Consider the following 13,510-nt stretch of genomic DNA (forward strand, 5'->3'; position numbering starts at 1 on the left):
GCGGTATGCCATGCAAAAACTGCTATTTGGAATCCTCGTCGTGATGAGCACTTTGGGCTCAGGCCTTCTGCTATCCGGCGCCGCGCTCGCTGACACCGCTCAATCCGGGTTAACATTGCAGGGGCCGGATAAGGTTCGCGAGGGGTACTTTCAGCTCCGTGTGGATGGCGTTGCGGAGGAGGATACCTTTGTTATTGAGCTTGCGTCCTCCGCGCAGTTTGCAACGGTTGAAAACACCTTTGCTCCCTTAGGCGCCTTTCGCCAGCTATCCCTTAGCGGTTTCGATGATGGCCGTTATTACTTCCGTGCCGTCCATTCCGGGACGGGTGAATACAGCAATATTCACCAACTGGATGTGGTTCATTACCCGCTGTGGCAGGCATTAAGTCTGTTTGTCCTTGGGGCACTGCTCTTTATCAGCCTGCTTGTGACCATGCTGATACTGACCCGGCGAGCCGCTCGCAATCACAAGGAGCCTCGTCATGGATGAATTTGCCCTCGATGCCCGGGTCGGGTTTGCCATCATTGTCGTATTCGGACTAGCCTGGATAACCTTTGGCTGGTTTCTCGGGCGCAAGACCACTACCCATGAAGAATTCGCTTTGGCGGGACGCAACGTTGGGTTTGCATTTGCCTCCGCTACGGCGATGGCAACCTGGGTTACCAGCAACACCACTCTGGTTGCGCCGGAACTGACATTCCAGTTCGGTTTGTGGGGGATGGTGGGGTATTCGTTCGCCGCCCTCGGACTTATTTTGTTTGCGCCGATTTCAGCCCGAATTAAAACCTTGCTGCCAAATGGATATACCAGTGGGGATTTTATCCGTCTGCGCTTTGGTTTTACCGCCTGGTGTTTCTTCATGGTGATTTCGTTTGTCTATGCGCTGGGTTGGTTAGTGAGCCTGGGAATGGCCGGGGGGATTTTGCTGCAGGCGCTGAGCGGCCTTGATTATCACATCGGAATGTCGGCGATTTTATTTATTTGCGTACTCTACACCCTGTTTGGCGGGTTACGCGCTGTGATTGCCACCGACTTTATTCAGGCACTGATTATTATCACCGGTGTGGTTCTGGTCGCGGTGTTATTGCTGACCAATGTCGGCATGCCTGAGATCCACCAGAACCTTGCAGATCACCATCCGCGACTGCTCGACCTGCTATTCCCGGCCGCCATTATGTTTTTATTTAATAATATCTTTTTTGGGTTAGGGGAAATCTTCCATTCCAACGTGTGGTGGTCAAGAGCCCTCGCATTTAAACAGAAAGTTGCGTTCAGAGCCTTTTTAACCGGTGGCCTGTTATGGCTCCCCATCCCGATTGTGACTGGTTTCGTCGCTTTGGCGGCACCGCAGTTGGGAATTTTTCCCTCCAGTCCGGATATGGTCGGGCCGACGGTGGCCGCTGCGGTACTCGGCACCGCGGGCGCCGTGGTGGTTTTTATTGTGGTTTTTTCGGCGCTGGCATCGAGCCTGGATTCACTGCTTGCTGCGACCTCAGACTTGTTAACCCGCGATATTTATCACAAACACCTTAACCGAAAAGCCAACGATAAAACCTTGTTTCGTGCCAATCGCATCGCCATTGCCGGACTCGGCGTCGTGACCTGGATTCTGTGTTTGCCACAAATTACCACGCTGGCCGCGTTGTTGAATTTCACCGGTGCCTTTGTCGCCAGCACGATCTGGCCCATTGTAGTCGGTCTTTATCAGCCACGGCTGGAAGGCAAATATGCGGCCGGGGCAATGGCGGCGGGCACGTTATGCGGCCTGGCTGGTTACTTTTTGATTGGTTTTTACGTCGCCGCGCTGACTGCATGTCTGGTCTCAGCGGTGATAACAGCGATTGGCGTCTATATGAGTAAAAACCATTTTGACTGGGATCTGTTAAATGAGAAGGAGCACACAGAATGATCTCCTTAACGGCATTAACCCTGATGGTATGGGCAGCAACCATTGCAGGTGCTTTAGTACCTGTGGTGCTGCTGGCGCTATTTTTTATTGACTACAAAGCAAAGACGATCTGGTGACTATATGAATGTAAGTGATGCCTCGTTTGACCGCGAGAGGCCTGATGTATACGGAGATGCACATCCTAAAGCGCTACTGCGAAGCGTCCAGGAAGATGGCGACTATCTGGTAAAACTGTCCAACCAGCATATTGTGTCGTCGGATCAGTTTTCGCGGGATACCCTGATCCAGCTGTTCCGCCTGGCGGCCAAGTATGAGAGCAATCCGACCCGGTTCCGTTCGCCGCTGCAGGGAAAGATCCTCATCAGCGCCTTCTATGAACCAAGCACCCGCACCCGGCTGTCGTTTGAAAGCGCCTGGCACCGCTTGGGCGGCGATATTATGTCAATTACCGACCGTTCCACCACCGGGATCGCAAAAGGTGAGTGTCTGGATGATGTCGCGGAAATGTTCAACAACTATGGCGACTGCGTGGTGCTGCGCGATAATAACGGCGAGTCATTGGAAAAAATGATGGATACACTGCGTATTCCGATCGTCAACGCGGGGAATGGACGCGATGAACATCCGACTCAGGCGATGGCGGATCTGTATGCGATCTTCAAATGGCGTCCTGAGCTGCTCGCGGCAGAGGTGCCTGAAGAGCGCAGAATTCGTATTGGGGTGATAGGTATACCGGGGCGCATGCGCACGGTGCGAAGCTTGTTAAAGAGCCTTGCGGTGTTTCATACCAGCATCAAAGAAGTGGTCATTATCCATGATGGCAGTGATGACGAGGGGCTGTTTGACCCCGGGCAGCGTGAAGAGCTTGAGGAGCGCGGGTTAACTATACGCCTGGCGAATGAGCTCGACGAGGTGCTACCGACGCTGGATGTAACCTATATCAACGCCATTGCCTGGGAAGGCGACGGTTTTGAAACCTATGGGAAGAAATTCATTTTGAATGCCGACTCGCCGCTTAAGCAGGACGGTATCATTTTGCATCCTTTGGCGCGTGGCGAAGAGCTGGCCAAGGATCTCGATAATACGTCGCACAACTGGTACTTCAGCCAGGCGCGTGGGGCGGTATTTTTACGCATGGCACTGTTAACCTGCATGGTAGAGCGTGCAGAACGTGTCATTGATGTAGTTTGACAGAGGACTGAACCCGTATGTGCGGAATTGCAGGTGTTTTTTACAACCAACCTAAACACATGATTGAGCCACAAGTCTTAGTCAATATGGCGGCCATTATGCACCACCGTGGCCCTGATGGATTCGGTTATAAAACCATAGCCGGGCAGGGCGTTGGTTTTTCCCATGCTCGTTTGTCCATTATCGATTTGGTCGGTGACCGCGGTCGGCAACCGTTTTTATCGGACGACAAACGTTTGATGCTGGCCCATAACGGCGAGTTCTATGACTTTAAACGTATCCGGGCGCAGTTAACGGCTGAAGGAGCCCGCTTTAATACCAAGAGTGATTCTGAAATTATCATGCAGCTGTATCCGCGGTTTGGCATGCAAGGCATGTTGCCCCATTTACGGGGTGAGTTTGCGTTCTCTCTGTATGATCAGGAAGAAGATACCCTGTTTCTGGTGCGCGACCGCTTTGGGGTTAAGCCGTTGTACTACACCCAAACTGAAAAAGGCATTGTGTTCGGTTCTGAGCTGAAAACCATTTTTGCCCATCCGGAAGTGCCACGCAAATTCTCAGATGAGGGTGTTTACCATCAGCTGATTCAGACCATGGTGCCCGGTACCACTGCGTTTGAAGGCATTCGTCAGGTGATGCCCGGGCATGTGGTCAGTGTTAAACGGGTCAACGGTAAGTTACATATCGAAGAGAGCAAATACTGGGACATGGAGTTTCCCCTTGAACATGAACATGACAAAGACGACAAACGTGCTGACGAGTACGTTGAAGGGGTTCGCCGGGAGTTGTTAGAAGCGGTTCAACACCGTCTGACTGCTGATGTACCTGTGGGGTGCTATTTGTCGGGGGGCATTGATTCGTGCTCGATACTTGGGCTATCGGCTGCAGCCAGTCAGGAGCCGGTGAAAGCCTTCACCATTGGTTTCGATTCAGCAGCCTATGATGAAACGCCAATAGCCCGCGAAATGGCCGAGGCCACGGACGCTGACCATCATGTGATGACGCTTGATTCGAATGACCTTTATGATCACTTTGAAACTACGCTCTGGCATACCGAGCGCACCATCTATAACACCCTGGGTGTGGCAAAATACCTGATGAGCCAGCAGGTTCGTGATGTTGGCTACAAGGTGGTGATGACTGGCGAAGGTGCTGATGAATTATTCGCTGGTTATCCGTCATTCCGCAAAGATCTGTTTATGTACGGACTGGACCATCTGCCACCGGAAGAGCGTGCTAACTGGCAGGCGATGCTGGAAAAGAACAACAAGCTATTCAAAGGTGCCATGCTGGCACGGGAAGAATTTGTCAGCGATGCTTTCGTAGCTAAAATGGGCTTTACCCCCAGTTGCTTGCAACCCTGGCTGTCCTGCAGCGGTTTTGCAGATAAGCTGCTGGCAAAAGATCGGCGCCAACGGATGCAGGGCTATGACGCTGGTAAGGCGATTGCTGATACCCTGGATGCGGACATGCTGGCAGAACGGCATCCGCTCGATAAAGCCCAGTATGTGTGGACTAAAACCATGCTCGAAGGGCAGATCCTGACCTGGGGTGGTGACCGGGTTGATATGGCAAACTCGATGGAAGCGCGGCCAGCATTTTTGGACCATAAACTGGCCGAATACGCATTTAAGATCCCGCCTCATTTACGCATTCGCGAGAACAAAGAGAAGTGGGTCTTGCGTGAGGCAATGAAAGGGCTGTTGCCGGAAACTCTGTATAAACGCGAGAAATTCGCGTTTATGGCACCTCCGGCACATACCGATCCAAAAAAATGGGCTGCTATGCGAGCCTTAGCGAAAAAATACCTCAACAAAGAGTCTGTTGAAGAGGCGGGTTTGCTCGATCACGATGAAGTCAATGCGCTGTTTGCATTGCATGATGCGGATGATGCGCCGGCAGAGCTGCAGGTGCAACTGGACGCGGTGATTAACCATATGCTGGGGGTTCAGATCCTGCACAAGCAGTTTGTCGCAACGGATCTGCCAGCAAAAGCCGCAGCACGGGCTGACGAACTTGGTTGGCACGCTTAACCGCTGCAAGACATCTGTTCGAAATAGTCGTTGAAAACATTTGTCGAACACATGGAAAAAGCCCCGCGAGGGGCTTTTTTTGTGCCTTTAGAGCGCTATTCATGGATCGACTTTTCTTTTTAAGTGTTACGGTATAACATACCAAGTGAAATGTTATATCATAACCAATCAGCAAGTCTGTGTGCTCCGATTGTTTGGTATGACCCGTTCACCAACTACAAAAAGAGATAACCTCAATGATAACGACTATTTCCTTTCATCCCGCGAAGCTGGCTGTGGCAATCAGTGCGGTTCTGCTGCTGGCGGCCTGTGAAGAAACCAGTATTCAGCCAATCGAGCATGATGAAGACCATGACCATGCGGATGACCACGAGCATGAGGACAGTGCCACTGGCCGTCTGATTTTCATGGAATACGGTGAGGATGCAACGCGTGCTTTTGTCTATGACCTCGAGGCCAATGAATTACTGGAATCGTTTGATCTGCAAAGCCCAGGGCGTTTGCTTGCAAGTCCGGATTATCGCTATGCAGTTGCCATTCAGCGCGATGCCGGGGTAACCCGCTTTGTAGACAGCGGCTATGAAACTGAACCTCATGGCGATCATGCACATTACAATGAGCTGGCTCCGGCATTATCTGGTTTCACTTTGGCAGGAGAGCGCCCGACTCATTACGATTTTTATCATCACCGGGGAGCGCTTTTTTATGATGGAGCTGAGGGGATCGCCTCTAAAATTGAGGTTTTTTCGGACCAGAGTATTGTCGAGGAACAAGTACTGGCGGAGCTGGAGTTAAGCAGTTCGATGCATGGTGCTGCTGAAATCCGTGAAGATTATTTGTTCACCGCCAATCGCAGCGACGCAACCGCGACAGGTTTGCCCGATTCGGTTGAAGTCTACGAGCGTCATTCTGATCACTTCGATTTCGTCCAGGGGTTTGAAAATGAGTGTGTAGATTTACATGGCAGCGCGCTGAATGAACAGCATGTAGCCTTTGGCTGCGGTGATGGCGTGTTGCTGCTGTCTGAAGCTGAAGATGGCAGCTTCGTGAGTGAGAAACTAAGCATGCCGGAAACGCTCGGAGGTCGTGTCGGATCACTGTGGGGACATGAAGAGAGCCCGTATTTTATCGGCAGTGCAGGGCAGAACATGGTATTGATCGACACGTCGACTGGGGAAAGCTGGCAGCTTGACTGGAAAGTTGACGAGGCGCGGGAATTTGGCTCTGTTGCGTTTAACTATACAGGCGATCGCTTTGCTGTTCTCGACACTGCAGGCGACATGACTATTTTCCGTTTACGCGAGCAGGGCCATGAGAGTTATCCGTTTGAGTTGCAAAGTCAGTTCACGGTGGTGTCTGATACTCATGAAATGGCGCTTGCTATGACAGTGAACCAGGTTAACCACCAGGCGTATATTGCTGACCCGGGGCATCAGCGAATTACTGTGGTTGATTTACATGATGGCGAAGTGGTAGAGCAGCGTGACTTAGATGTGGAGCCGGGTAGCTTAATTTGGACTGGGTTTACCTCTGAAGAATCTCACGATCATTAAGCGTTGAGCTAGCTAAATTCTGACACCTTTAATAAAAAAGCCCCGCAAGGGGCTTTTTTGTTTTGAAGTGACTAGCGTCTGGACGATAAGTCGGTGCGGCGTATCTGCACCAGGATGCCAAAGTTGGGGTGGTCGAAGTAGTGCGTTTCGTGGCTGATAACCCGACGCAGTTGATTAAAGTAATAGCCACGTAAGAAGCTTGCGGCGGCTTCTTCCTGACGTAAAGCTGCATTGGCTTGTGCTTCCAGCGAGGTAGCCTGCAACGGAACCTGGACTTCCTCGCGCAGATTGAATTCGCCGTCAATGTGTAAGTAATTGCCAACCAGATAGATGTGCATCAGCCCGTCGAACTCCCACACGTCCTGCGGCAGATTAGCAGAAGGATTAGCTGGTCGTTCTGGTAATCCCGCCGTTTGTCGGTCGGGGCGGCTAAACGGTGTCTGACCTTGTTCAATCAGGTTCAATAAACTTTGAATCCGTTCTAACGGAGCATTTTGTTGTTGTAACAAATAGTTGGGGTTGTCGCTACGGTCGGCGACGACGCGATCAAAATCATGGGCAAATCCAAGGTAATCGTACTCGCTGGTGTAGTTTTGGCCGCCAAATAAGCGGATCTTACGGCCCTGGTTGCGGCTGTAAACGGGCTGGCGCCAACTGGTGTGAAGCAAGGTAGACTTACCTCGTTGGCGCTCCAGTTGTTGGCGTAGTGAGTTTAGCTCAAAGCTCTCAGTTGGCATCAGGAAAGGCGACTCTGTGCTGTAGATGTCGCCACCTTCACCATTGATTTGCTGCGCGGCCACTTCGCGTATTTCAGCGCGTGGCGAGCCCGCCGCTCCGCTAATACCGAATGCGCCGGTGATCAGAGCCTCTTCAATCGAGTCTCTGCACAGTGACATCTTCTGGCGCTGGCCAGTAATGAATGCAGGTTCGCTGAGAATGCGTAAACGCTGGACAACTTCAAACCAGTGATTTTCGTCGTCTTCTGTACAGGTGGGAATGATTTCCAGCGCGGGTGCCAGTTGGTCACGGCGATAGTCGTTGAGCAGGTCGAGGTGATTCTGTAAAGGAACAGGCCGGATTTGCAGCGGAAAGTATTCCTCATCGGCATGGCGCTGTGGATCCTGCTTAAAAACCAGCACCTCAACCTCAAACCAGCGTAAATCAGCGCCAGGCTGATCATCCGCATGTGCTGTAGCGCTGATTAACAGAGCACTGGCACAGAGAGTTGTTAAGCATGTGCTGAAGCCGCGCTTGGCGAAACCAAAAGAAAGCCAGCTGCGGCGAACTGACCTGGTCAAAGAAGATGCTGTACGTCGCTGTGCGTTCAATCCTGTTTCCTCGTACCTGGTGGTTATTAAGCGGCGGTTAACTGCTGAAGTACTGACTGTATCAGCTTTACCCGTGAATGAGTATCTTCCACACCCTGCTTGACTTTAAGCCGGGTCGGACCGTCCATGGCAAAGGTCGCCGGGTCTTGCTGCAGCATTTGAATAATGACCGCTGGGTCGACCTTAGCGTCCTGATTAAATTCAATATGCCCGCCCTGGGGACCGATCTCAATTTTACGTACGCCGATGGGTTCTGCACGCAGCCGGATCTCGCTGACCCGAATGAGATTTTTAGCCGCGTCAGGAAGCAGGCCAAAGCGGTCAATCATTTCAATCTGCAAATCCTCCAGTTCAGCCTCTGAGCGTGCTCCGGCGATGCGTTTATACAGGCTAAGGCGCGTGTTGACATCGGCAATGTAATCGCTCGGCAGCAGGGCCGGGATGCGCAGTTCAATTTCCGTTTGTTGTTTAAGCAGCAGGTCAATACTAGGTTCTTTACCTGCCTTGAGCGCTTCAACCGCTTCTTCCAGCATATCCATGTAGAGTGTAAAACCAATACTTTCAATCTGACCGCTCTGGTCATCGCCAAGTAATTCTCCGGCACCGCGAATTTCCAGGTCGTGGGTCGCAAGCACAAAGCCGGCACCGAGGTCTTCCAGTTGCGCGATCGCTTCTAGCCGTTTCACTGCGTCTTTGGTCATCCGCTTCGGATGCGGTGTCAGCAGGTAGGCATAGGCTTGATGATGTGAACGACCGACACGACCACGCAGCTGATGTAGCTGGGCCAGGCCAAGGTGGTCAGCACGGTCCATAATGATGGTATTGGCGCTTGGAATGTCGATACCTGTTTCAATAATGGTCGTACATACCAGTACGTTAAAGCGTTGATGATAGAAGTCAGCCATGATGCGTTCAAGTTCACGCTCGTTCATTTGACCGTGCGCCGTGGTAACGCGCGCTTCAGGAACCAGCTCGGTGAGCATTTCTGCCGTACGCTGAATACTTTCCACGTTGTTATGGAGAAAATAGACCTGACCGCCGCGCAGAACTTCACGCAGAATCGCCTCGCGCACGGTTGCCTTGTCAAATTCGCGGACAAATGTCTTCACTGCCAGCCGCTTGGCTGGCGGTGTTGAGATAATAGACAAGTCACGAATACCGTTCATCGCCATGTTGAGTGTGCGAGGAATTGGGGTCGCGGTCAGGGTAAGAATGTCCACTTCTGCACGCAGACGCTTAACCTGCTCCTTTTGACGCACGCCGAAACGGTGTTCTTCGTCTACCACCAACAGGCCTAAGTCATGAAACTTAATGTCTTTCTGGAGTAATTTATGAGTGCCGATAACGATATCGACTTTGCCAGCCTCGAGGTCAGCCAGCACATCGAGGGTTTGTTTGGCAGTTCTAAAGCGGGACAGTACCTCGACCCGCACCGGCCAGTCGGCAAAACGGTCGCGGAAGTTCTCATAATGTTGCTGCGCCAACAGGGTGGTGGGCACTAACACGGCCACCTGTTTGTTGTCGTTGATGGCGGTAAATGCTGCGCGCATGGCAACTTCTGTTTTACCGAAACCAACATCACCACAGACCAGTCTGTCCATAGCCCGCGGCGCCTGCATGTCGGCGAGAACAGCGTGAATTGCCTGCAGCTGATCATCGGTTTCGGTAAATGGAAAGCCATCGGCAAAGCGTGCATGGTCGCTGTCACTAACCTGAAAGGCATAGCCTGGTTTGGATTCGCGTTTTGCGTACACCGCGAGCAGCTCGGCGGCAACATCGCGGACACGCTCTGCGGCTCGGCGTTTGGCTTTCTCCCAGGTATCGTTGCCCAGTTTGTTCAGTGGTGCGCTTGATTCTTCGCCGCCACTGTAACGGCTGATGAGGTGCAGTGCTGCGACTGGCACGAATAACTTGGATTGCTGGGCGTATTCGATACACAAAAATTCGGTGGCGGTGCCACCTGCATCCAGCGTCGTCAGACCCTGGTAGCGACCAACGCCGTGGTCGAGGTGAACCACCGGCTGTCCAATCGACAGCTCAGCCAGATTTTTAATTAAGGCATCGGCAGATCCCGCCTGGCGGCTGTCCTGACGGCGGCGTTGCGCGATCTTGGCGCCGAGTAATTCACTTTCAGTAATAAACCACAGGCTTTGTTCGGGGTCGCGGGCATAAAATGAATGTGCGACCGAACTAACCACAATGCCAGAATCGATATCTGCGTGGATAAAGTCGCTAAAATTTTTGACCACCTGGGGATGAATACCAGCCCGTCCTAGCAGTTCGAGCAAACTCTCGCGCCGGCCTGCCGATTCGACGGCAAAAAGAACACGTTCGCCTTTTTCCTGTGCTTTTTTATACAGGCTGCGGATCCGCGCCAGAGGGTCGTCGGCTTTATGCTCAATTTGAATCTCGGTCACTGCCTTGGTGGCAAACTGAACAGGCCCTGGTTGGCGGGTCCCTTCCGGCACGCCAAGGCGGATACGCGGGCGGCGTTTAAACTCAGCGTTTAGCTCTTCGCTGCGGATAAATAGCTGGCCAGGCGGAAGCAAGGGCCGGTTTTTATCCCAGCGACGGTCGTCATAGCGGTAATCAATATCCCGCCAGAGTTGCTCCATCTGCTTTTGCAAATCACCTTGGGTAACCAACAGGATATCGTCCGGAAGGTAGTCAAATAAGGTCGCAGTAGAGTCAAAGAATAAAGGCAGGTAGTATTCAATACCGGCAGGCAAACTGCCCTGGCTGACCTGCTGATAGACCGATTCTCGCGCTGTGGAAGCGTCAAATTGCTCACGGTACTGACGCCGGAAAGTTTCGATACCGGCGTCTGCAGTTGGGAATTCATGTGCTGGCAGCAAATGGATGCGTTCAACCGGGGCTGCGGAGCGTTGGCTGTCGACATCGAACGGGCGGATGCTATCAATGTCATCATCAAAATAATCAATTCGAAAAGGCTCGGTCGCGCCCATCGGGAATAAATCAATAATCGACCCACGCACACTGTACTCGCCATGTTCCATCACCTGGTTTACAAAGCGATAGCCAGCCTGTTCAAGTTGTGCGCGAAATTTCTCCAGCGGCTTGTTATCACCGGGTTGCAGAATAAAGGCCTGGCCTTGCACGTAGGACGGCGGGGCGATGCGGTGGAGCAGGGTATTTAAGGAAACAATCAGAATACCCTGTTCGCTCTCGGGCAATGTTGCCAGCACCCGTAAACGTTCGGAAATAATATCCTGGTGTGGCGAGAAGGTGTCGTAGGGTAAAGTTTCCCAGTCTGGAAATACGCTGATATACGGCGCCAGGCGGGGCGTGAAGAAGCGAATTTCCTGTTCCAGCCGATACGCAGCAGGGGCGTCAGCAGTGACCAGTAAGATCCGGCGCGGTTCCCGCTCTGCCAGAGAAGCCAGGGCGAGTGCGCTGCTACTGCCTTCTAACTGGCGCCAGGTTTTATCTTGCTCGTTGGCCGGCACTGCGTCGGCCTGAAATACAGAAATTGCTGCCATGAATGATAATGCACACGATCAATGCTGGAAAAGTCGCTAGTGTAGCAAAAAGCGTTCTGTTTAGGGCTTATTTGCACGCTCGCTTGCACGTTTTTTTAATAGCCGGGTTTGGGCATGCAATGCGGCACGTACCATCAGCTCCTGGTCTTCCTCGCGTAAACGGCGAAACAGGACAGTCACCTGGTAACCATCTTCATTCTGCTCGCAGTCGATAATCTCGCCGTAACCGAAAATGGCAGCCGATTCTGCACTCAGAAATAGTTTTAGCTGAACAAGCTGCCCTGGTTCAAATGGCTCGCTGGAATAGAAACCAATGCCGGCGCCACCGTATTCGTACGCCTGATAGCGGCACTCGGGGTCGTCTTCATAACGTAGCAGGTAGCCGAGCAGCGCATTCAGTTTTTGATTCTGCTGGGTGAGTATATTCAGAATCGCCTGGCCAGGTTCGCCGAGCGAACGGATTTGTTGCCAGGCAGTCTGATCCCTTTGCTGCAGTTCAGCTGCCATGCGAAAGACCAGGGGCAACTCACTAAGGAATACCTCTTCATCTGGCAGACCTGTCCGGTCGTCCAATGGAATTACATTGATATCGAGTGCTTCTTTAATCGCGAAGTACTCGGCGTATTCGTCACGCGCCTGTTGCAGATGGTCAGTCGAAGTTGTCATTTGTTACTCGTTTGCCAGTTGTGCCATGGGCTTATTGTCTTTATGCTTTCACACTTTACTTTAGCAAACCAGACTTGAACAGGCGCAATCATATGTTTCAGCCCGCTCCGTTGTTTTTAGGCGTGCGCTACAGCCGCAGTAGTCAGGGCTCCGCGTTTACCCGCTTCATTAACCGTTTCTCTTTGCTCGGGATTATGATTGGAGTAGCGGCGCTTATTGTGGTGACATCGGTTATGAACGGCTTTGAAAATGAGCTGAAAAATCGCATTCTCGGTGTCGTCCCTCAGGTCACTGTCAGTGCTACAGCCAGCACAGGTATGGCCGACTGGCAGGCCCAGCGGGCAGCGCTGGAATTGCCTGAATCGGTTTTACACAGCAGTCCTTATGTGCAGATTGAAGGTCTGGTACAGGGGCGGGGTCAGTTGAATGCCGTTATGTTGCAAGGGCTTTACCCGGAATTTGAAGGCGACCACAATGTCGTGACGCGACATATGGTGCGCGGTAGCTTAGACAATCTTGAAGCGGGCGAATACGGCATTATTCTGGGGCGTCCGCTGGCCAATCGGCTGGATGTTCAGGTTGGTGAGCAGGTCCGCATTGTCGCCGCTGCAGGCGGCCAGTTTACCCCAGTCGGGGTAATGCCGGCTCAGCGTATGTTCCGCGTCGTCGGCCAATTTGAGTTAGGGGCAGAGATAGATCGCCAGCTGGTACTGATGCACGGCGATGATCTGGCGCGCTTATTGCGCTTCTCTGAAGGGCATGTCAGTGGAATACGACTTTACCTTGATGATGCATTCCGAGCTGAACAGGTTGCTGCCGAGCTCGCGCCACAGGTGAATGAGGAAAGTCGCATCGGACAGTGGACCGAGCGCTACGGGCGGTTATTTGCTGCGGTACGCATGGAGAAAGGGATGATGCTCTTTATGCTGACGCTGGTGGTGGCGGTTGCGGCTTTTAACGTGGTCTCCGCGCTGGTTATGGTGATTCACGATAAACGCTATGACATTGCCATTTTACAGACTCAGGGGCTGTCGCGTCCTGCGGTCTTTGCCATGTTGCTGGTGCAGGGGGCTTACAACGGGATCATAGGAACCCTGCTTGGGGTGTTGATTGGTCTCTTGCTTTGTCTGCTGCTGAACCCGCTGTTGGATGCCTTTGGCGTCGGTATCATGGCCTACACCGACGGTGCTGGCTTACCCATAGTGATTGAACCATGGCAGGTCACCGGCATTGCGCTACTGGCGCTTGTATTAACCCTTTTCGCTACTATTTACCCAGCCTGGCGCGCTGCGGCTATTAAGCCCGCGCAGGCCCTTCGTTACGAGTAAC

At 52.4% G+C, this 13,510-nt stretch carries 9 protein-coding genes; 6 read left to right on the top strand and 3 right to left on the bottom strand.

Annotated elements, in window-relative coordinates; genetic code table 11:
• Positions 1 to 10 precede the first annotated feature (10 nt).
• The 5 genes from CWE12_RS00160 to CWE12_RS00180 all read left to right on the top strand — a co-directional run bounded on the left by CWE12_RS00160 (position 11) and on the right by CWE12_RS00180 (position 6,687).
• Positions 11 to 490: a hypothetical protein gene (locus CWE12_RS00160; RefSeq protein ID WP_198675655.1), complete on the top strand. Its 480-nt coding sequence runs from the start codon at positions 11 to 13 to the stop codon at positions 488 to 490.
• On the top strand, positions 483 to 1,910 hold the full coding sequence (locus tag CWE12_RS00165) for a sodium:solute symporter family protein (protein WP_126787565.1): 1,428 nt from the start codon (positions 483 to 485) through the stop codon (positions 1,908 to 1,910). Before CWE12_RS00160 ends, CWE12_RS00165 begins: the two co-directional genes overlap by 8 nt.
• Before the next feature lie 120 nt (positions 1,911 to 2,030).
• Positions 2,031 to 3,101 (top strand): aspartate/ornithine carbamoyltransferase family protein, encoded by a 1,071-nt coding sequence (locus CWE12_RS00170; RefSeq protein ID WP_126787566.1) that lies wholly within the window; start codon positions 2,031 to 2,033, stop codon positions 3,099 to 3,101.
• A 17-nt stretch (positions 3,102 to 3,118) separates the two neighbouring features.
• Positions 3,119 to 5,134, top strand: coding sequence for an asparagine synthase (glutamine-hydrolyzing) (asnB, locus tag CWE12_RS00175; RefSeq protein WP_126787567.1), 2,016 nt, complete (start codon positions 3,119 to 3,121; stop codon positions 5,132 to 5,134).
• A gap of 236 nt (positions 5,135 to 5,370) precedes the next feature.
• A complete protein-coding gene (locus CWE12_RS00180) occupies positions 5,371 to 6,687 on the top strand; it encodes a PQQ-binding-like beta-propeller repeat protein (RefSeq protein ID WP_126787568.1) in 1,317 nt (438 codons plus the stop codon).
• Between the two features lie 71 nt (positions 6,688 to 6,758).
• On the opposite strand, the gene CWE12_RS00185 is transcribed toward CWE12_RS00180, so the two are convergent.
• From CWE12_RS00185 to CWE12_RS00195, 3 genes are read right to left on the bottom strand one after another with little or no spacing between them, the layout of a single operon-like run.
• Positions 6,759 to 7,985 (bottom strand): CsiV family protein, encoded by a 1,227-nt coding sequence (locus tag CWE12_RS00185; protein WP_157981895.1) that lies wholly within the window; start codon positions 7,983 to 7,985, stop codon positions 6,759 to 6,761.
• A 56-nt stretch (positions 7,986 to 8,041) separates the two neighbouring features.
• Positions 8,042 to 11,515: a transcription-repair coupling factor gene (gene mfd, locus CWE12_RS00190; protein ID WP_126787570.1), complete on the bottom strand. Its 3,474-nt coding sequence runs from the start codon at positions 11,513 to 11,515 to the stop codon at positions 8,042 to 8,044.
• 60 nt (positions 11,516 to 11,575) lie between these two features.
• Complete coding sequence (locus CWE12_RS00195; RefSeq protein ID WP_126787571.1) at positions 11,576 to 12,181, bottom strand: PilZ domain-containing protein; 606 nt, start codon at positions 12,179 to 12,181, stop codon at positions 11,576 to 11,578.
• A gap of 92 nt (positions 12,182 to 12,273) precedes the next feature.
• Between CWE12_RS00195 and CWE12_RS00200 the strand changes: the two genes are divergently transcribed.
• The gene (locus CWE12_RS00200; protein WP_126787572.1) at positions 12,274 to 13,509 is read left to right on the top strand and encodes a lipoprotein-releasing ABC transporter permease subunit; all 1,236 of its coding nucleotides are present in this window, start codon (positions 12,274 to 12,276) and stop codon (positions 13,507 to 13,509) included.
• The last annotated feature ends 1 nt before the right edge of the window (position 13,510 follow it).

This window comes from Aliidiomarina sedimenti (genome assembly GCF_003986955.1).
Taxonomy (GTDB): Bacteria; Pseudomonadota; Gammaproteobacteria; order Enterobacterales; family Alteromonadaceae; genus Aliidiomarina; species Aliidiomarina sedimenti.